Raw genomic sequence first — 17875 nt, forward strand, 5'->3', positions numbered from 1 at the left:
CGCAGGGTCGGTTCCCCATCTTTTTATCCCCTTCAGCGTCTCACATGTGTTTGTCCGGGTTCAGGAGAGGCGGCGGGCCCTTCTTTGCCCTTGGCGGCCCTGCCCTCAGAAGAGGTAAAGCACCGCCCGCCCCGCCTCCACCCGCACCCGGATGGGCCCTAGGGCCCGGTTTTCCAGGGTCAGGGTGGTGGCCTTGAGGGGGGCAGGGGGAAGGTTCCAGCGGGCCCCTTCCACCCCCAAAGTGGCTTCGGGGAAGGGGAGGAGGCTGAAGGGGGCTCCGGGTTCCAAGGGAAAGGTGTGGCTTCCGGGGAGGAGGGGGAAGGCCCGGGTGAGCCCGTCGGAAAGCTCCACCTGCACCCCCAGTGCCGCCAAGTAAAAGGCCAGCTCCAGGTGGGCCAGGGTGTGGTCCAGCCGCCCGCCCAAGGCCCCCAGGAGGAGCATCGCTTCCGCTCCCAGGTCCAGGGCTTTCCGCACCAGGGCTTCGCCGTCCGTAAGGTCCTTTTCGCGGGGGAGTACCTCCCTGGGGGCAGGCAGGGCCGCCTGGAGCCAGGGGGGGCTGGAGTCAAAGTCCCCCAGCCAAAGCTCTAGGGGAAGCCCTAACGTCAGGGCATGGCGGGCCCCGGAGTCCGCCGCCAGGAGGCGGTAACCCTGAAGGCGCGCCCTCAGGGCCTCCGTCACCAAGAGGGGGCCGCCCAGGAGGAGGGCGAAGCGCTTCATCTTTCCAAGGGTACCGCCTGGTTGAGGTCCAGGTGGAGGCGGATAGGGGTTCCCTCCTCCGGGCCCTCCTGGGCCTCGAGGTAAAGCCGCACACCCTTAACCCGCACCCAAAGCCCCACCCTGGGCCCGTAGTAGAGCCGTTCCTCCACCACACCCTCCGCCCCCTCCCCCAGGCGCAGGGCCCCCGGGGGTAGGAGGTGCGGTCTAGGCGGCAGGCCTATCCTTTGGCTCTCCTCCGGGGAGAGGAGGTTTTTGTGGCCCATAAAGCGGGCGGTCCAGGCATCTTTAGGTTTGGCGTAGACCTCTTCTGGCCGCCCCACCTGGACCAGACGCCCCTGGCGGATCACCGCCACCCGGTGGGCCAGGAGAAAGGCCTCTCCCTGGTCGTGGGTGACCAGGAGGGCGGTGACCCCTGCTTCCCGCAGGGTCCTGCGCAGGAAGAAGAGCAACTCTTCCCGCAGGCGGAGGTCCAGGGCCCCCAGGGGTTCGTCCAGAAGCAGGAGGCGGGGCTTGGGGGCCAGGGCCCGGGCCAGGGCTACCCGCTGTTGCTCCCCTCCCGAAAGCTCTTGGGGCCTTTTGCCGGCGTGGGACAGGAGCTCCATCCGCTCCAGGAGCTCCCGCACCCGCGCTTCCCGCTCGGCCCTAGGCCAGCGGGCCTCCACCAGGCCGAAGGCCACGTTCTCCGCCACCGTGAGGTGGGGGAAGAGGGCATAGTCCTGAAAGAGGAAGCCCACCCCCCGCCTTTCCGGGGGCAGGGGGGTGAGGTCTTGTCCGTGGAAGCGCACGAAACCCTGATCAGGGGAAAGGAGGCCGGCGATGAGCTTCAGTAGGGTGCTCTTCCCGCTGCCCGAGGGTCCCAAGAGAGCCAGGACCTCCCCCTCCTGAACGGTGAGGTCCAGGGCCAGTTGGAAACCGGGGAAGCGCTTTTTCAGGGCAAGCTCCAGCACCCCTCCATTAAACAAGGAACCCGGGGCGTGCCCCGGGTTCCTTGCGGGCCCGCCTTACTTCAGACCCAACTTTTTCCGCTCCTCCAGCACCTGCTGGAGGGTGAGCCTCTTATCCCTCAGGGCCTTGACCTCGGCAGCGGTGAAGGGCTTGAAGCCCTGGACCTTCTTGTCGTCCCCCCAGGCGGTGGCGATGTGGTTGAGGAGGGCGGCGATCTCCTCGTCCTTTAGGCCGTTGTACGCGGGCATGGCACCGTTGTACTTCATGCCCTTCACCTCAATCGGCCCCTGCAAGCCCCAAAGGAGGACCTTAATCAGGTACTCCCGCCCGCCTTGCTTGCCCAGAATCTCGGACACGTGCCCGGCCAGGGGCGGGAAGGCCCCGGGGAGACCTTGGCCATTGGCCTGGTGGCATCCTGCGCACTGAGCGTAGAGTTTGGCGCCATCTGCCTGGGCGAAGGCCAGGCTGCCGATAAGAAGGAGAGCCGTTAGGGTCCGCTTCATCTTTACCCTCCGGGGTATCAGGGTATTTTGTCCCTTGCTCCTTGTCAAGGCCTTTGGCTATCCCAAAACTTTAGCCTTTCTTAAGCTATAGTCCCCAGGGGTACAGGGGAAGAGACCCCAGAGGAAACCACATAAGCGCGTTTTTATGAATAAGGAGATTTCGTGTCAAAGGGGCTTGACATGGTTCCGGGAGGGTGCTAGGGTACAAATGTCCTTGGGTGTACCCAGGCGGTGTATAAGATGTACGCATACCGGGTACTTTGGTCCCTTGTGGTACTGATCCTGACCGCGGCCCTGGCTGCCCCGGACTTTGGCCGGTGGTATCCCTATGGCACGGCCCTGGACCTGGCCCGGGCCCATGGGCGGGTGGTGATGGTGTACTTTCATTCTCCTCACTGCCCCTATTGCGACCAGATGAACACCTTCGTCCTTTCCGATCCCCAGGTAAGCCGCTTCCTGGAGGACCGGTTCGTGGTGGCCTCCGTGGGCACGGAAACCCCGGAGGGCCAGGAGCTTGCCCGGCGGTATAGGGTGCCGGGCACTCCTACCTTTGTCTTCCTCGTCTTTCGCAAGGGGACGTGGGAAGAGGTGGGCCGGTTTTTTGGCAGCCGGCCCCGGGCGCAGTTCCTTTCCGAGCTGCGCCAGTTGTGTGCCAAAGGAGGTGCGTGTGAATAGGCGAGCGTTTTTAAGGACCACCGGCGTAGCCCTCGGGGCCGTCGCTTTGGCGGGGTTTCCCGTAAGGGCGCAGGGTTTAGAGGGCGAGGACTTGGCCAACCTGGAGAAGGTCCTGCAGGCGGCGTTGGGTAAGGGGTTTAAGGATCTTACACCTTCGAATGCCATCAAGCTCACCATGCCCGCCATTGCCGAAAGCGGGGCCAACGTGCCCGCGGAGGTGGAGGTGAACCTGCCTTCCAACCAGGTGAAGGCCATCCACCTCTTCGCAGACAAGAACCCCACCCCGCACCTGGTGGCCTTTATGCCCATGAAGGCCCTGCCCTACTACGCCACCCGGGTGCGCTTGGCGGAGACCAGCGCCATCCGGGCGGTGGTGGAAACGGCGGACGGCAAGTTCCTTTTGGCTTCGGCCAGCACCCGCGTGACCGTGGGGGGGTGCGGTTAAGGAGGAGGTAGGAAATGGCCATTCGTACCATTGTTCGCTTGACTCCGGCCAAGCCCAAAGCGGGCGAGAACTTCAAGCTCCAGGTGGTGGCCCAGCACCCCAACGAGCCCGGCACCCGGCGGGATGCCGAGGGTAAGATCATCCCCGCCAAGTACATCAACCTGGTGGAGGTCTACTTTGAGGGGGAAAAGGTGGCGGAGGCCCGCCCCGGTCCTTCCACCAGCGCCAATCCCCTCTACGGCTTCATGTTCAAGGCGGAAAAGGCGGGGACGTTCACCGTAAAACTGAAGGATACCGACGGAGACACCGGCGAAGGTACGGTAAAACTGGAGCTGGCCTAAAGGTGGCGCCCGGGTGATCCCCGGGCGCCCGGGTTTGCGGGAGGTGGCGCATGCCTTTATGGGTCTTGAGGGCGGTGGCGGTTTTCGTACTTCTGGGGTTGGGTCTGGCCCAAGGGGAGGTGGACCCCAGGGAGGAAGCCAAGCGACAAAAACAGCTCCTTTTGGAAACCGCAGGTATCCTGCCCACGGAGCTCATTGTGGAGCAAGGTAAGGAGTTCTTTAACCGCAAGGGGCCTTTGGGCAAGACCATGGCCGAGTGTGACTTCGGCCTGGGGAAGGGAGTTCTGGAAGGAGCGGCGGCCAGGCTACCCCGTTACTTCCTGGACACGGGCAAGGTAGAGGACCTGGATAGCCGCATCCTCACCTGCATGACCCGGGTCCAGGGCTTCCGGCCCGACCAGATCAAGCGCCAGGAGGTGGTGGCCATTGCCTTCTACATCGCCAGCTTCTCCATGGGCAAACCCATCCAGGTGCGCCTTCTCTTTCCTCAAGAAAGGGAGCTCTATGCCCTTGGAGAAAAGCTCTTCTATGCCCGAAGCGGGGCCCGGGATGTGGGCTGCGCCACCTGCCATATCTCTTACGTGGGCCGGAGGGCAGGGGTTCTTCCCTATGCTGATGTCCTGGGCAAGGATAAGTCCTGGACCCACTGGCCCGCTTACCGCTACTCCAACGACCAGATCTGGACCATGCAGGACCGGATCCGGGCCTGCTACGGCAACATCGCCCACCCACAGCCAGACCTCTACTCGCTGCCCATCCTAGCCCTGGAGCTTTTCATGGCCTATCAGAACAATGGGGCCGTGGTTGAGGAGTGGCCGGCCTTTGTGCGGTGAGGAAGCGGTGATGAAAGCGAAGAAGCTTATCCCCATCCTTTTTTTGGCCGCACCCTTGGTGGTGGCCTTGGCCCAGTCGTACTTCAACCCTTCCGAGCTGGAAGCTGTCAAGACCGGCGGCAAGGCCTACGCCGAGGTTTTCCTGAACCAGCGGCCGGACCAGGCTCTTTGCTCCGCCCATCGGAACCGCTTGCCTGCCGATTTCCTTCCCAAGTTCTTGGAAGAGCAACGGGCCCTCATCAAGTACCCGCAAAGCGGCAAGCTTATGGGGGATTGGAAGAAGGGCGGGGCCATCTTTAACAACCTTCAGAAGGCCAACTGCTTCTCCTGCCACTTTGGCTCCCCTGTGCACCTGGGCGGGGATGTGGGTCCTAGCTTGGAAAAGTACGGCCTGAACCGGGGGCAGTCCGAGGCGGTGCAGCGCTACACCTATGAGGTCATCTACAATGCTTGGGCTTACTTCCCATGCACGGTTATGTACCGCTTCGGGGCTCAGGGCCTTTTAACCCCGGAGGAGATTGCCGACGTGGTGGCCTACCTCCTAGACCCGGAGTCGGACTTCAACACCAAGCCTGCGGTGGGGTCTAGATGAACCGCAGAGAGCTCCTCTACCTCTTTTCCGCTTTGGCGGGTCTGGGTCCAAGGGCCCTGGCCCAAGCTCTGGAAAACCCCGCCCGGCTTTATGACCTTGCCCCCTACGGCGACGCCACCCTCCTTTACTTCTCCGACCTTCACGGGCAGGCTTTCCCCCACCACTTCATGGAGCCTCCCAACCTGATTGCGCCCAAGCCCCTCATGGGCCGCCCGGGGTACCTCACCGGGGAGGCTGTCTTGCGCTACTACGGGGTGGAGCGGGGCACGCCCTTGGCCTACCTGCTCTCCTATGTGAACTTTGAGGAGCTGGCCCGGGCCTTTGGCCCCATCGGGGGACTTTCTGCCCTCACCGCCCTTATCCGCAATCAGAAGGCCCAGGTGGAAGGGGAGGGGGGAAAGGTCCTAGTTCTGGACGGCGGCGATACCTGGACCAACTCTGGCCTTTCCCTCCTAACCCAGGGGGAAGCCATTGTGGAATGGCAGAACCTCGTTGGGGTGGATCACATGGTCTCCCACTGGGAGTGGACCCTGGGGCGGGAGCGGGCCGAGGCGCTCTTCAAGAAGCTTAAGGGCGAGCACCTTTCCTACAACGTAGTGGATGAACTTTTCGGCGACCCCCTTTACCCCGCCTACCGGATCCATCAAATGGGCCGCTACGCCCTGGCCGTAGTAGGGGCCACGTATCCCTACGTGAGGGTTTCCCACCCCGAGGAGTTCACGGAAGGCCTTTCCTTTGCCCTGGACGTCCGCCGCTTGCAGGAGGCCGTGGATCAGGCTCGGGCCGAGGGGGCGGATGCCGTGGTCCTTCTCTCCCACAACGGCCTTCAGCTGGACGCCGCCTTGGCGGAGCGGGTGAGGGGGATAGATCTGATCCTCTCCGGGCACACCCACGACCTCACCCCTCTTCCCTGGCGGGTGGGCAAGACCTGGATCGTGGCGGGAAGCGCCGCAGGCAAGGCCCTGATGCGGGTGGACCTCAAGCTCTGGAAGGGGGGCATCGCCAACCTCCGGGTACGGGTTCTTCCGGTCCTCTCCCAGCACCTTCCCAAGGCGGAGAACGTGGAGGGGTGGCTCCAGGAGCGGGTGGCTACCCACCGCCAGCACCTCTTTGAGCCCTTGGCGGTTTCCGACTCCTTACTTTACAAGCGGGATACCCTTTACTCCACCTGGGATGAGCTGGTGGGCCAGGCGGTCAAGGCCCTTTACCCGGAGGTGGACCTGGTCTTCAGCCCGGCGGTGCGCTGGGGCACCACCATCCTCCCCGGCCAGGCCATCACCCGGGACCACCTCTACGCCTATCTGGGCTTTACCTACCCCGAGTTGTACCTCTTCTGGCTAAGGGGGGAGCAGATCCGCAACACCCTCGAGGACATCGCCAGCAATGTGTTCAGCCCCGATCCCTTCTACCAGCAGGGCGGGGACGTGAGCCGGGTTCATGGCCTCCGCTACGTTTTGGACCCCGATGCCCCCACCGGCAAGCGCATCCGGGAGGTGGAGGTGGGGGGCAAGCCCCTGGATCCCAATCGCCGGTACCTGGCGGCCTCCTATGGGGGGAGGCTCCAGCGGGTGGGGGAGGCCAAGGCGGGCTTTGAACCCAGGCCCATTTACGCTGTGCTGGAGGAGTACCTGAAGGGGGTGGGCAGAGTGAAGGTTCTCCCTAACCCTAACGTGCGCGTGCTCGGTAGGACGTACCAAGTTCCGGAGGTGAAAGGATGAAGAGAACAGCGATCGTTGTTGGCAGCCTTGTGCTCTTAGGGCTGGGGCTTTCGCAGGTAAGCCCCTTCAGGGCCCGCCTCGAGGCGGCTTTGCATGCGGGCGGCCACGAGTTCGCCAGAGTGATGCTCTCCCAGGACAAGGGGCAGGCCCTCTGCTCCCAGCATCGGGACAAGCTCCCCGCGGACCTGATACCCGGCTTCCTGGCGGAGCAGAAGGCCCTCATCAAGTACCCGGCAAACGGCAAGCTCATGGGGGATTGGAAAAACGGGGAGAAGGTCTTCACCGACCCCAAGCGGGGCAACTGCTATGCCTGCCACGCCGGGGTGGCCAGCGAGGTAGCCTACGGCACCATGGGCCCTTCCCTTACCAACTACGGCCAGCGGGGCACCTCGGAGGCGGTGGTCCGGTACACCTACGAGAAGATCTACAACGCCTGGGCCTTCGTGCCCTGCTCCCTCATGTACCGGGGTGGGGTGCACGGCCTCTTCACCCCGGAGGAAACCGCCGATCTGGTGGCCTTCCTTCTGGATCCTGAGTCCCCCATCAACCGGAGGTGAGCCATGAAGAGAAGGAATCGCTTGGTTTTTCTGGGCTTGCTGGCTTTGGGAACCCTGGTGGGGGTGGGGGCCTACACCCAGCAGCAGAAGCCCCTGGATCCCTTTGAGGAGGCCATGCGCCAGCGGCAGATGTACTTGGAAACTTTCGGCGTTCTGCCCGGGGAGCTCTTCGCTGAGGAGGGGAAGGAGCTCTTCTTCCGCAAGGGGCCGAGCGGCAAGACCCTCGAGGAGTGCGACTTTGGCAAGGGGAAGGGAGTCTTGGAAGGGGTCTATGCCATCCTTCCCAAGTACTTCCCCGACAGCAAGCGGGTGGAGGATCTGGAAACCCGGGTGTACACCTGCATGCAGACCGTGCAGGGGTACAAGCCGGCGGAGATCAAACGGGACGAGGTTAAGGCCATCACCACCTACATCGCCTCCTTCTCCTCCAAGGCCAAGATCCAGGTGGTGCCCAAGCACCCCCAGGAACTCGCCATGTACAACCTGGGGCGGGAGCTTTGGTACACCCGGGCCGGGGCCCGGGACATGAGCTGCGCCATCTGCCACGACCAGTACGCGGGCCAGAGGGTGCGGCTTTCCCCGGTCAGGAGCCCCAAGCAGGGTCTGGGCAACGAGTGGCCCGCCTACCGCTTTGAGGAGGACAAGCTCTACACCATGGAGGACCGCATCAACTTCTGCTACGAGTCCATCGCCATCCCCAAGCCCGAGTTCTACTCCGACGTGCACATCGCCCTCACCATGTACATGCTGGCCGAGGCCACCAAGGCCGGGCACTCCTTTGAGGAGCTGCCCTTCTTCACCCGCTAGCCATGCGCCGCCGCGACCTCCTCGCCCTCCTTCCCCTCCTTCCCCTCCTAGCCCTGGCCCGGGCCCAGGGGGGAGGGGAGGCAGAGGATTGGGTCAAGGCCTTTGGGGGCTTTCTCAAGCGCGTTCCCCCTGCCAGCTACCTGGTCTACCCCACGGAGGCCAAGGACCTTCTCCTCTTTGACCCCTTCATCCTGGACGTGCGCACGGAAGAGGAGCGGAAGAAGGGCTATATTCCCGGTTCGGTGCACATCTATGCTGGGCAGGTGCCGGACCGCTTGGCGGAGCTTCCCAAGGACAAGGAGGCCCTGATCCTTGTGTACTGCAACTCGGGGAGCGTCTCGGCGGTGGTGGCGGCTTACCTGCAGGCGTTGGGCTACAAAAACGCCAAGAACATCGCTCACGGCTTCAGGGGCTGGCTGGACGCTGGCCTGGAAGTGGAGGGAGGATCATGAGGAAACTGCTTGCGCTGGTGATCTTGTTGGGGTTGGCCCTGGGCCAAGCCTTGGTGGTGGAGGTTCGGGGTTCCTTGGAAGAGGTGGAGGGCAAGACCCTGCAGGCCCTGAAGGCGGTGGGCCTGGAACCCGACCGGGTTTTGAACCTGGGCGAGCAGGTGCGCCAGGTCACGGGTCCTGGCTTCCCTGACTACCGCCTGGTGGTTCTGAAGCCCGAGAAGGGAAGCGTGGAGGCCGTTTCCAAGAACCCCATGGCGGCCATCGTCCTGCCCCCCACGGTCTTCATCACGGGGGAGGGGCAGAAGTATATGGTGGGTACCTTTGACGGGCGGCTTCTTTTTGGCATGCTCCAGGTCTACGGGGGCGAGGTGGAGCGGCTGGTGTGGCGCCTCGAGGCGGCCCTGGGACGGCTTGGCACCGTGAAGCGCCTGCCTCCTGCCATGATGCCCGATCCTTCCAGCGGCATGATGCCCGCCCTCATGTACCGCGTTCCTTCCGCCAAGGTGGAGGATGTGGTGCTCATGGTGGAGACCGAGCTTACCTCCAACGGGCTTAACCTGCTGCCCAACGTGAAGGTGGGCCCGGTCACCGTGATCATGCCCTGCAAGAGCGAGTGGGCCCGGATCATGTTCCTCACCCAGCCCGCGGGAGGCTTCGCGGCTCCCTGCCGCTTCTTCGCCATGCAGATGGGGTCTGACGTCCTGGTGGGTGCCATTGAGCCCATGCTCATGACCATCATGCCCGGGGTCATGGGCACGCCGGCAGTGCCCATGCTCCAGGAGGCCCGCCAGGTGATGACGGAGATCTTGGAAGCCGCGGGCGGTAGCCCTTACCGCCCTGGTCAATAAGGAGGGAGTATGAGCAAGGTGAATCGGCGTCAGGTCTTGAAGACGGGTGCGGCCTTGGCCGCGGTGGGGGCCCTTTCCGGCTCGGCCTTCGCCCAGGAGTTTTATAGCCGCCCGGCCACCCTGCTTCCCCGCACCCGTAAGCCCCGGGTGGTGGTCATCGGGGGGGGCTGGGGCGGCACCACGGTGGCCCGGAAGCTGGTCCAGTCGGGGGTGGACGTGGAGGTGGTCTTGGTGGAGCAGAAGCCCATCTTCATGTCCTGCCCCATGTCCAACCTCTTCCTGGCTGGGGTTAAGCCTTTGGAGTGGCTGGTCTTTGACTACACCAACGTGGTCAAGGACGGGGTGGTCTTCGTCCAGGAAAAGGTTTTGGACATCAACCGTGACCGCCGCCTGGTGCGCACCACAGGGGGCTACCTGGCCTACGACTACCTGGTCCTGGCCCCGGGCATCGACTACATGTACGAGGCCATCCCCGGCTACACCGAGGTAAAACACCTCATGCCCGTGGGCTTCAAGCCCTTTGAACACGTGGCCTTGCGCAGGATGCTGGACCAGTTTGACGAGACGGGTGGGGAGCTGGTCATGTACATCCCCAACCCCCCCTACCGCTGTCCCCCTGGCCCCTATGAGCGGGCGGCCATGCTGGCCTGGCGGCTTAAGGAAAAGGGGGTTAAGGGGAAGGTCATCGTCCTGGACGCCAACCCGCAGCCCATCTCCAAGGCTCCCGGTTTCCTGGCCGCCTACAACGAGCTTTACAAGGACTACCTGGAGTACGTGCCCAACACCCGCATCACCGGCCTGGACTACGGGAAGAAGGTGGTCAAGACCGAGCTTGGGGATGTACCCTTCACCCTGGCCAACATCATCCCCCCCATGAAGGCGGGAGAACTGGTGCGCACCGCGGGCCTGGGGGAGCGCTGGGCTAACGTGAAGATCCCCTACTTCCTCTCGGAGAAGGACGACCGCGTCTACCTGGTGGGGGATATCACCGGCAACACCCCCTACCCCAAAAGCGGCATGGTGGCCTACGTCTCGGGTACCATCGTGGCCCGGCACCTGGTGGAACGGCTTAAGGGCAAGCCTTTAGCGGAGATCCCCCCTGAGCTTCCCCAAAACATCTGTTACTCCTTCGTGGACAAGGAGGAGGCCATCTGGGTGGCCGCCAACTACTCTTGGGATGAGGCGGCCAAACAGATCAAGTCCCAGAGCTCCGTGGACAACCAGCGTTCAGCTGCCAACGGCACTGCAGCCATTGGCTGGGCCACGGGCATTTGGAACGACATGTTTGGCCCCGCCTAAAGAGCTGGCCCCGCCCCCATTCGGGGCGGGGTTTTCCTTGCCGCTAATGGATACGATGGGAGGGTATATGGACCGAAGGAAGTTCTTCCGGCTTTTAGGCGCAGGAGGCATATTTGGCCTCCTAAAGGCTAGGGCTCAGACCCCGCCTTGGGACGAGGAGACCTTTGCCTCCATGAAGACCCTGGGGGCCCCCCTTTCCGAGTACGGCCAAAGGAGCCCCTTTGAGGAGGGAGTGGTGCGCTACATCTCCCCCAACCTGCGCACCCGCCACTCGGGTGCGGACTTCGCCCCCTTGGAGAAGCTGGAGGGGGTCATCACCCCCAACGGCCTGCACTTTGAAAGGCACCACGGGGGCGTGCCCCAGGTGGACCCGGCCAAGTACCGCCTGGTGATCCACGGCATGGTGGAAAGGCCCTTGGTCTTCACCTTGGAGGACCTGAAACGCTTCCCCTCCGTGACCCGCACCTACTTCATCGAGTGCGCGGGCAATGGGCAAAACGGCTACCGCAACCCTCCAGACCCTCAGCTCACCGCCACCCGGAGCCGGGGTCTGGCCTCCAACGCCAGCTGGACCGGGGTGCCCCTGGCCCTTCTCCTCAAGGAGGCCGGGGTGAAGCCGGAGGCCAAGTGGCTCATCCCCGAGGGGATGGACGCCGCCGCCTACACCCGCTCCCTGCCCCTGGAAAAGGCCATGGAGGACGTGCTGGTGGCCTACGCGCAAAACGGGGAGGCCTTGCGCCCTGAGCAGGGTTATCCCGTGCGCCTGGTGGTGCCGGGCTGGGAGGGAAGCATCCAGGTGAAGTGGCTGAGGCGCATCCTGGTCACGGACCTTCCCGCCATGGCTAAGGATGAAACCAGCGAGTACACCGATGTAATGGCCGATGGCAAGGTTTGGGCCTTCACCTGGATCATGGATCCTGAGTCCATCATTACCTACCCCTCGGGCCTGCAGCAGATCAAGCCGGGCTTCCACGAGATCCGGGGCCTGGCCTGGAGCGGGTACGGGCGGATCACCAAGGTGGAGATCTCCTTCGACGAGGGGAAGACCTGGCGCCAGGCTACCCTGGAACCCCCGGTGGAGCGCTACGCTTTCGTGCGCTTCAAGATGCCCTGGCACTGGGATGGCAAGGAGGTGGTCCTGTGGAGCCGGGCCTGGGACGAGAAGGGGAACACCCAGCCCACCCGGGAGGAGTTCTTCAAGAAGTGGGGCAGGAACAACCGCTACCACTACAACGCCATCCAGGCCTGGCGCATCCTGCCCGACGGCCGGGTGGTGAACGGGGACAGGCCCTTGGGCCAGCAGGCTTTTGGGCCCGCGGGGGGATGCGGCGGGGAGGTGTTTGATGGTTAAGCGCATCCTGGTTCTCTTGGCCCTTTTGGGGTTGGCGGTGGGAGCCCGGTACAACCTGGGCACCCCCATCTCCGAGGAGTTGGCGGCCCAATACGACATCCGGCCCGCGGTGTTGCCCGATGGCCGGGGGCTTCCCCCAGGGGAAGGGAAGGTGGAGGAGGGGGAGCGGATCTACGCGGAGAAGTGCGCCTCCTGCCACGGGGCCCGGGGGGAGGGCTACCCCTTCAACCGCCTGGTGGCCGAGCCCTTCCCCATCACCCCGGATACGGAACCCGCCGAGTTCGCCATCGGCAACTACTGGCAGTACGCCACCACCCTTTACGACTACATCCGCCGGGCCATGCCCTTTGGGGCTGCAGGGACCTTAACGAACGAGGAGGTATACCATTTGGTGGCCTTCCTCCTGTACATGAACGGCATCATCGACGCCCATGAGCCTATCAACCAGAAGACCCTGCCCCAGGTGAGGATGCCTGCCCGGGAGCTTCTGGAGCTGGATCCTGAAACCAAACGCCGCTTCCCCTGGCTCACCTTGCCCTAGGATGAAGGCATGAGCGTTTCCCTGGCGGCGGCGTTTTTTGCGGGGGTGCTCTCCTTCCTTTCCCCTTGCGTCTTGCCCCTAGTGCCCACGTACCTGGTCTACCTGGGAGGGGAAAGGGGGCGCCCCCTTTTCAACGCCCTCTTCTTCGTTTTGGGTTTTGGGTTGGTGTTCTTCCTCTTGGGGCTGCCCTTTACCTTGTTGGGTGGGCTCCTCTTTGAACACCGCCAGACCTTGGCCCGGGTGGGGGGAGTGGTCCTGATCCTCTTTGGCCTGTACATGCTGGGCCTCAGGCCCCGGTGGGGAGTGAACCTGCGCTACGAGGGGGAGACGGCCCGCCCCTTGGGGGCTTTTCTCCTTGGGGCTACCCTGGCCCTGGGCTGGACCCCCTGCATCGGGCCCATCCTGGGGGCCATCCTCACCCTGACGGCGGTGGGGGGCGGGGTGGGGCTTCTTCTGAGCTACATCCTGGGCCTGGCGGTGCCCTTCTTGTTGGTGGCCCTGTTTGCCGAGCGCATCAAGGGTTGGCTGCGGCGGGCGGGGCGGCTTTCCCACTACGTGGAGTTGCTGGCGGGGGTGGTGCTCCTGGTGGTGGGGGTTTTGCTTCTCACGGGGACCTACAGCGCCCTGAACGCCTTCTTCCTCCGGATTACACCGGAGTGGCTGCAGAAGTACCTGTAGGGGTGAACCCGGGGAGTCTTTCCCCATCAGAGGGACGATAGGCCCTCCGGGATACCCCTAAACTGGTATAGGCATGTTGCTTCGCTTGCAGGGGATCTCCAAGCGCTTCGGCCGGGACTGGGTGCTCCGGGACCTTTCCTTTACCCTGGAGCGGGGGGAGGTGGTGGCCCTTTTGGGGCCCAACGGGTCGGGGAAGACTACCCTCTTGCGCCTCATGGCGGGGCTTCTCAAGCCCACCCGGGGGCAGGTGGAACGGGCGGGCAAGGCTCTTTTCCTAGCCAATCCCCCGGCCTTCCACCGCCACCTTACCGCCCGGGAGCACCTCCTTTACGACCTGGCCTTCCACCACCAGGGTAAAGAACCTGAAGAAGCCCTGGATCGCTTTGGACTGCCCGGGGACCTTCCCCTTTACGCCTTCTCCAGCGGCATGAAGAAGAGGCTCGCCTTGGCCCGGCTTACCCTTCTCTTCCCCGACATCTGGCTATTGGACGAGCCCGAAACCGCCCTGGACAAAGGGGGGAGGGAGCTTCTTCTTTCCACCTTGGCCGAGGCCCGGAAGAAGGCGGGGGTGGTGCTGGCCACCCACGACCGCACCCTGGCCGAGCGGGTGGCGGACCGCACCCTGGAGCTGGGGGTGGCATGAAGCTTCCCGTGGAGGGGTGGCCCGAGGCCGCCGGGCAGGGTAGGGTAGGGGTGGTGCGCCGGGTGGTTTTGCTGGCCTTAAGGGATCTTCGCCTCGAGGTGCGCGACCGCGCGGGGCTTCTTTCCATCCTGGCTTTTTTTGCGGTGATGCTCTTCATCATGGCCTTGGCCTTGGGACCGGAGGAGGAGCCCTTGCGCCGGGCTGCCCCCGGGGTGCTTTGGGTGGCCTTGGCCTTCGGGAGTACACTTCTTTCCACCCGGGCCTTTGCCCTCGAGGTGGAGGAGGGCACCTTGGACGACCTCCTCCTGGCTCCCGGGGGCAAGGAGTGGATCTACTTCGGCAAGCTTCTTTTCCAGATGCTCCTTCTCCTACCCCTGGCTGCCCTTGCCCTTTTGATGGCGGCGGGCCTCTTCTACCTGCCCTTGGAGCGCCTTTTCCTCCTCTTCCTGACCCTGGTCCTGGGGGTCTTGGGCTACGCCAGCGTGGCCACCTTTTACGCTGGTCTTCTGGCCCGGCTCCGGGGACGGGAGGTGCTTTTGCCCTTGCTCCTCTTCTCCTTGGTGGTCCCCGTGGTCCTGGCCTCGGTGCGGGCCACCACGGGCCTAGCGGAGGGCCTTCCCGTGGCGGAGATCTCCGATTGGTGGCAGCTTCTTTTGGTCTTTGATGTGGTCTACCTCACCGCCAGCGCCCTCCTTTTCCCGGTGGTTATGGAAGGTTAGGTTTGGCGGTATGGAGGCCACAGATTTTTAACCCTTCCCTTGGCTATGCTAGGGGTCATGGAGGTACAAGCATGCTGAAGGTTGCGCAACCCGACCGCCCGGACGCCCTCACCTGGGTTTTCCTGGGGCTGGGGCTTCTGCTCCTCCCCGTGGGGCTCTACCTGGCCCTTTCCGCTCCCCCCGACGTGAACCAAGGGTATCTGGCCCGCATCATGTACCTGCACGTGCCCGGGGCCTGGCTTGGCTATCTGGCCTTCTTCGTCACCTTCCTCTACTCCCTCCTCTACCTCTTCCGCCAGGATCCCCGCCACGACCGGGTGGCCCTAGCGAGCGCCGAGATCGGCCTGGTTTTCATGGGGCTGGCCCTGGTGACGGGGATGCTCTGGGCCCGGCCCACCTGGGGGGTCTACTGGACCTGGGAGCCCAGGCTCACCACCACCGCCATCCTCTTCGCCGTTTACGTGGGGTACTTCCTCCTTAGAGGGGCCATAGAGGACCCCGAGCTCAGGCGGAAGGCGGCGGCGGCGGTGGGCATCCTGGGCTTCATCAACGTGCCCATCAGCTACATGTCGGTAAAGTGGTGGCGGAGCCTGCACCAAACCCAGTCCATCGACCTGACCACGGGGAAGATCCACATGGACCCCGCCATGCTCCAGGCCCTCCTCTTCAACCTGTTCGTCTTCACCCTCCTTTACCTGGGCTTCGTGCGCTTCCGCTCCCTGTTGGCCGCTTTGGAGGCCAGGAAGGAGGAGGCGTGAGCGAGGTCTTCGTCACCTGGGTCTACGCCCTCACCTACCTCACGGTCTTCGGCTACCTGGCCTACCTCTTCTGGCGCTACCGGAGGGCGAAATGAGGGCTAAGTACCTGATCGGACTCGGAGTCATCCTGGGGGCCTTGGCCTACCTCATCTTCGGCGGCCTGGGGCAGAACCTGGTCTACTTCCTCACCCCCTCCGAGTACCTGCAGGACCAGGGGCGCTACCAGAACCGTCCCGTGCGCCTGGGGGGCTTGGTCAAGCAGGGCACCGTGCACTACGACAAGGATAAGCTGGAGCTTCGCTTTATCCTCACCGATGGGGTGGCGGAGGTGCCCGTGGTGCACAAGGGCACGCCCCCGGGCATGTTCAAGGAGGGGCAGGGGGTGGTGGTGGAGGGCCGTTTCCAGGAAGGGATCTTTCGCGGCACCAACCTCCTGGTGAAACACTCCGAGGCCTACCAGGCCCCCAAGGCGGGCTGGACCCCGGAGGAAGTGCGCAAGCTCATTGAGGAGGCCAAATGACCCCTGCTCTGCTGGGCAACCTGGGTGTCAGCCTGGCCCTGGCCTTTAGCCTTCTGGGCCTGGCCCTTTCCCTCCTCGCCTACCACCAGGGGGACGGGCGCTTCCTGAAAGGAGCCAAGGCCTTGGTCCTTTCCGCCTTCCTGGCGGCCTTGACGGCCTTCTTGGCCCTGGAATGGGCCCTTCTCACCCACGACTTCAGCCTGGCCTATGTGGCCCGCAACCACTCCACCCATGACCCCCTCTGGGTTACCCTGGTGACTCCCTGGGCGGCCCTCGAGGGGAGCATCCTCCTTTGGAGCCTGCTGCAAACCCTCTACACCCTTTTGGCCAGCCGCAAACCCCTGGACCCCTGGCGGGCTTCCTTGGTTTTGGCGGTACTTTTTGGCGTCCAGGTCTTCTTCTTCGGGGTGATGGCCACCATCGCCAGCCCCTTCCAAACCCTGCCCAACCCACCAGCGGATGGCAATGGGCCTAACCCCCTCTTGCAGAACCATTGGATGATGGCCGTCCACCCGGTCCTCATGTACCTGGGCTTCGTGGGCCTGAGCGTGCCCTTCGCCTATGCGGTGGCGGCCATGGTGGTGCGCCGCTACCAGACCTGGGTGGGGGAGACCCGGTGGTGGACCCTGATCGCCTGGGGTTTCCTCACCGCCGGGAAGGTGGCGGGGATGTGGTGGAGCTACGAGGTCCTGGGCTGGGGTGGGTACTGGGCCTGGGACCCGGTGGAAAACGCCAGCTTCATCCCCTGGCTGTTGTCCACCGCCTTTTTGCACACCGCTATTGTCCAGGAGACCCGGGGGGCCTTCAAGGCCTGGAACTTCGCCTTTGTCACCCTGGCCTTCGCCGCCACGGTGCTGGGCACCTTCCTCACCCGAAGCGGGGTGATCCAGTCGGTCCACGCCTTTGCCGAGGGGCCGGTAGGGCCTGCCTTCCTGGGTTTCTTCCTCCTGGTTACTGGCTTGGGCCTGGGCCTTCTCTCCCGGGTCAGCCGGGAGGTGCGGGATACCGCGGTTTTCCGGCTCTTTTCCCGGGAAGGAGCCCTTCTCCTCGGGGCTTTTTTCTTCGCCGGATGGGCTTTGGTGGTGGTGCTCGGCACCTTCTATCCTTTGCTGGCCGAGGCGTTCACCGGGGCCAAGGTGAGCGTGGGGGCCCCTTTCTTCAACCAGGTTTCCGCTCCCATTGGGGCGGGTATCCTCCTCCTCATGGGGATAGGGCCCATTTTGCCCTGGCGGAGGCCTAGGGCGGAGGTTTTCCAGAATCTATACATTTTATTGGCCGTTCTGCTCCTGGGTACCCTGGTTGGGCTCCTTCGGGGCTACACCTTCGGGGCTTCCTTGGCGGTGGGGCTTTTCCTCTACAACACCGCCGCCATCCTCCTCCTGGTGCGGGAGGGGGTGCTGGCCCGCCTTAGGGCAGGGCTTTCCCCCTGGGGATTTTTGGAAAACCGCAGGCGGGTGGGAAGCCTGCTGGTCCACTTCGCCGTGGCCCTCATGGGCCTCGGTATCGCCTTCAGCCAGACCTACCGCCTGGAGAGTGAAAAAACCCTCTATCGTGGGCAGGCCTGGGAGGTGGGCGGAGTGCGCATGGAGTTCCTGGGGGTGCGGGCCCTGGACGAAAGGAGGCGGTTTGCCGTGGAGGCTTCCTTGCGCACGGACCGCTTCGGGGAGGTGCGGCCCAGGCTTCACTTCTACCCGCAGATGAACTCCCCCTTGCCGGCCCCCAAGGTGGTCTACACCCCGGGAAACGACTACTACTTCCTCCTCATGGACTTTGACCGGGAGAAGGGGGAGTGGGCTTCCATCCGCCTCATTGTTACCCCCCTGGTCTTCTGGATGTGGGTGGCGGGGGGGCTTTTGGCCCTGGGAACCCTGTACATCCTTTGGCCGGCGGCGGGGCGGGAGGAGGTTAAGGGGGTGAGCCCAGCGTGAGGTTT

The 17875-nt window shown here is 64.0% G+C and carries 22 protein-coding genes; 19 read left to right on the top strand and 3 right to left on the bottom strand.

Translation table 11 applies throughout. The features are described 5' to 3' along the window. Window positions 1-105: 105 nt before the first annotated feature. The 3 genes from C2847_RS06700 to cycA are packed head-to-tail and all read right to left on the bottom strand — an operon-like array spanning window position 106 to window position 2165. Window positions 106-717, bottom strand: a complete 612-nt coding sequence (locus C2847_RS06700) for a thiamine diphosphokinase (RefSeq protein ID WP_105317671.1) — start codon at window positions 715-717, stop codon at window positions 106-108. Next, window positions 714-1664, bottom strand: coding sequence for an ABC transporter ATP-binding protein (locus C2847_RS06705; RefSeq protein ID WP_164835666.1), 951 nt, complete (start codon window positions 1662-1664; stop codon window positions 714-716). The genes C2847_RS06700 and C2847_RS06705 overlap by 4 nt, the downstream gene beginning before the upstream one ends. 54 nt (window positions 1665-1718) lie before the next feature. Further along, window positions 1719-2165, bottom strand: a complete 447-nt coding sequence (cycA, locus tag C2847_RS06710; protein WP_105317673.1) for a cytochrome C-552 — start codon at window positions 2163-2165, stop codon at window positions 1719-1721. A 240-nt stretch (window positions 2166-2405) separates the two neighbouring features. Here cycA and C2847_RS06715 point away from each other — a divergent pair, with 240 nt between their 5' ends. The 19 genes from C2847_RS06715 to C2847_RS06805 all read left to right on the top strand — a co-directional run bounded on the left by C2847_RS06715 (window position 2406) and on the right by C2847_RS06805 (window position 17870). Further along, entirely contained in the window at window positions 2406-2840 is a 435-nt protein-coding gene (locus tag C2847_RS06715) for a SoxW family protein (RefSeq protein WP_105317674.1), read from the top strand. Next, a complete protein-coding gene (soxY, locus tag C2847_RS06720; protein ID WP_105317675.1) occupies window positions 2833-3285 on the top strand; it encodes a thiosulfate oxidation carrier protein SoxY in 453 nt (150 codons plus the stop codon). Before C2847_RS06715 ends, soxY begins: the two co-directional genes overlap by 8 nt. Window positions 3286-3299: 14 nt before the next feature. Beyond that, entirely contained in the window at window positions 3300-3626 is a 327-nt protein-coding gene (soxZ, locus tag C2847_RS06725; RefSeq protein WP_105317676.1) for a thiosulfate oxidation carrier complex protein SoxZ, read from the top strand. Window positions 3627-3676: 50 nt separating this feature from the next. Then, complete coding sequence (soxA, locus tag C2847_RS06730) at window positions 3677-4459, top strand: sulfur oxidation c-type cytochrome SoxA (protein WP_105317677.1); 783 nt, start codon at window positions 3677-3679, stop codon at window positions 4457-4459. A gap of 10 nt (window positions 4460-4469) precedes the next feature. Further along, window positions 4470-5051, top strand: a complete 582-nt coding sequence (soxX, locus tag C2847_RS06735) for a sulfur oxidation c-type cytochrome SoxX (RefSeq protein WP_105317678.1) — start codon at window positions 4470-4472, stop codon at window positions 5049-5051. Further along, window positions 5048-6769, top strand: a complete 1722-nt coding sequence (gene soxB, locus C2847_RS06740) for a thiosulfohydrolase SoxB (protein WP_105317679.1) — start codon at window positions 5048-5050, stop codon at window positions 6767-6769. Before soxX (C2847_RS06735) ends, soxB begins: the two co-directional genes overlap by 4 nt. Next, window positions 6766-7326, top strand: a complete 561-nt coding sequence (gene soxX, locus C2847_RS06745) for a sulfur oxidation c-type cytochrome SoxX (protein ID WP_105317680.1) — start codon at window positions 6766-6768, stop codon at window positions 7324-7326. Before soxB ends, soxX (C2847_RS06745) begins: the two co-directional genes overlap by 4 nt. 3 nt (window positions 7327-7329) lie before the next feature. Further along, window positions 7330-8133, top strand: coding sequence for a sulfur oxidation c-type cytochrome SoxA (soxA, locus tag C2847_RS06750; protein ID WP_105317681.1), 804 nt, complete (start codon window positions 7330-7332; stop codon window positions 8131-8133). Window positions 8134-8135: 2 nt separating this feature from the next. Beyond that, window positions 8136-8585, top strand: a complete 450-nt coding sequence (locus C2847_RS06755) for a rhodanese-like domain-containing protein (RefSeq protein ID WP_105317682.1) — start codon at window positions 8136-8138, stop codon at window positions 8583-8585. Continuing rightward, entirely contained in the window at window positions 8582-9433 is an 852-nt protein-coding gene (locus tag C2847_RS06760) for a translation initiation factor 2 (RefSeq protein WP_105317683.1), read from the top strand. The genes C2847_RS06755 and C2847_RS06760 overlap by 4 nt, the downstream gene beginning before the upstream one ends. A 9-nt stretch (window positions 9434-9442) precedes the next feature. Beyond that, window positions 9443-10732: an FAD-dependent oxidoreductase gene (locus tag C2847_RS06765; RefSeq protein WP_105317684.1), complete on the top strand. Its 1290-nt coding sequence runs from the start codon at window positions 9443-9445 to the stop codon at window positions 10730-10732. 67 nt (window positions 10733-10799) lie between these two features. Beyond that, on the top strand, window positions 10800-12083 hold the full coding sequence (soxC, locus tag C2847_RS06770) for a sulfite dehydrogenase (RefSeq protein WP_105317685.1): 1284 nt from the start codon (window positions 10800-10802) through the stop codon (window positions 12081-12083). Continuing rightward, entirely contained in the window at window positions 12076-12624 is a 549-nt protein-coding gene (locus tag C2847_RS06775) for a c-type cytochrome (protein ID WP_105317686.1), read from the top strand. The genes soxC and C2847_RS06775 overlap by 8 nt, the downstream gene beginning before the upstream one ends. Before the next feature lie 9 nt (window positions 12625-12633). Next, on the top strand, window positions 12634-13302 hold the full coding sequence (gene ccdA / locus C2847_RS06780; protein ID WP_105317687.1) for a cytochrome c biogenesis protein CcdA: 669 nt from the start codon (window positions 12634-12636) through the stop codon (window positions 13300-13302). 73 nt (window positions 13303-13375) lie between these two features. Then, window positions 13376-13945: an ABC transporter ATP-binding protein gene (locus tag C2847_RS06785; RefSeq protein ID WP_105317688.1), complete on the top strand. Its 570-nt coding sequence runs from the start codon at window positions 13376-13378 to the stop codon at window positions 13943-13945. Continuing rightward, window positions 13942-14664, top strand: a complete 723-nt coding sequence (locus C2847_RS06790; protein ID WP_164835667.1) for a heme exporter protein CcmB — start codon at window positions 13942-13944, stop codon at window positions 14662-14664. Before C2847_RS06785 ends, C2847_RS06790 begins: the two co-directional genes overlap by 4 nt. A 71-nt stretch (window positions 14665-14735) precedes the next feature. Next, window positions 14736-15422 carry a cytochrome c biogenesis protein CcsA gene (gene ccsA, locus C2847_RS06795; protein ID WP_105317689.1) on the top strand — a complete coding sequence of 229 codons (687 nt, stop codon included), beginning with the start codon at window positions 14736-14738 and terminating at the stop codon, window positions 15420-15422. A gap of 91 nt (window positions 15423-15513) precedes the next feature. Next, entirely contained in the window at window positions 15514-15942 is a 429-nt protein-coding gene (gene ccmE, locus C2847_RS06800) for a cytochrome c maturation protein CcmE (protein ID WP_105317690.1), read from the top strand. Further along, window positions 15939-17870 (top strand): heme lyase CcmF/NrfE family subunit, encoded by a 1932-nt coding sequence (locus tag C2847_RS06805; protein ID WP_105317691.1) that lies wholly within the window; start codon window positions 15939-15941, stop codon window positions 17868-17870. Before ccmE ends, C2847_RS06805 begins: the two co-directional genes overlap by 4 nt. Window positions 17871-17875: the final 5 nt, after the last annotated feature.

The organism is Thermus tenuipuniceus (assembly GCF_002964845.1).
GTDB classification, from domain to species: Bacteria; Deinococcota; Deinococci; order Deinococcales; family Thermaceae; genus Thermus; species Thermus tenuipuniceus.

Coding starts and splice junctions, on each gene's coding strand:
- C2847_RS06700 (WP_105317671.1), bottom strand. CDS start 717: ATGAAGCGCTTCGCCCTCCTCCTGGGCGGCCCCCTCTTGGTGACGGAG.
- cycA (WP_105317673.1), bottom strand. CDS start 2,165: ATGAAGCGGACCCTAACGGCTCTCCTTCTTATCGGCAGCCTGGCCTTC.
- C2847_RS06715 (WP_105317674.1), top strand. CDS start 2,406: ATGTACGCATACCGGGTACTTTGGTCCCTTGTGGTACTGATCCTGACC.
- soxZ (WP_105317676.1), top strand. CDS start 3,300: ATGGCCATTCGTACCATTGTTCGCTTGACTCCGGCCAAGCCCAAAGCG.
- soxA (WP_105317677.1), top strand. CDS start 3,677: ATGCCTTTATGGGTCTTGAGGGCGGTGGCGGTTTTCGTACTTCTGGGG.
- soxX (WP_105317678.1), top strand. CDS start 4,470: ATGAAAGCGAAGAAGCTTATCCCCATCCTTTTTTTGGCCGCACCCTTG.
- soxB (WP_105317679.1), top strand. CDS start 5,048: ATGAACCGCAGAGAGCTCCTCTACCTCTTTTCCGCTTTGGCGGGTCTG.
- soxX (WP_105317680.1), top strand. CDS start 6,766: ATGAAGAGAACAGCGATCGTTGTTGGCAGCCTTGTGCTCTTAGGGCTG.
- soxA (WP_105317681.1), top strand. CDS start 7,330: ATGAAGAGAAGGAATCGCTTGGTTTTTCTGGGCTTGCTGGCTTTGGGA.
- C2847_RS06755 (WP_105317682.1), top strand. CDS start 8,136: ATGCGCCGCCGCGACCTCCTCGCCCTCCTTCCCCTCCTTCCCCTCCTA.
- C2847_RS06760 (WP_105317683.1), top strand. CDS start 8,582: ATGAGGAAACTGCTTGCGCTGGTGATCTTGTTGGGGTTGGCCCTGGGC.
- C2847_RS06765 (WP_105317684.1), top strand. CDS start 9,443: ATGAGCAAGGTGAATCGGCGTCAGGTCTTGAAGACGGGTGCGGCCTTG.
- soxC (WP_105317685.1), top strand. CDS start 10,800: ATGGACCGAAGGAAGTTCTTCCGGCTTTTAGGCGCAGGAGGCATATTT.
- C2847_RS06775 (WP_105317686.1), top strand. CDS start 12,076: ATGGTTAAGCGCATCCTGGTTCTCTTGGCCCTTTTGGGGTTGGCGGTG.
- ccdA (WP_105317687.1), top strand. CDS start 12,634: ATGAGCGTTTCCCTGGCGGCGGCGTTTTTTGCGGGGGTGCTCTCCTTC.
- C2847_RS06785 (WP_105317688.1), top strand. CDS start 13,376: ATGTTGCTTCGCTTGCAGGGGATCTCCAAGCGCTTCGGCCGGGACTGG.
- C2847_RS06790 (WP_164835667.1), top strand. CDS start 13,942: ATGAAGCTTCCCGTGGAGGGGTGGCCCGAGGCCGCCGGGCAGGGTAGG.
- ccsA (WP_105317689.1), top strand. CDS start 14,736: ATGCTGAAGGTTGCGCAACCCGACCGCCCGGACGCCCTCACCTGGGTT.
- ccmE (WP_105317690.1), top strand. CDS start 15,514: ATGAGGGCTAAGTACCTGATCGGACTCGGAGTCATCCTGGGGGCCTTG.
- C2847_RS06805 (WP_105317691.1), top strand. CDS start 15,939: ATGACCCCTGCTCTGCTGGGCAACCTGGGTGTCAGCCTGGCCCTGGCC.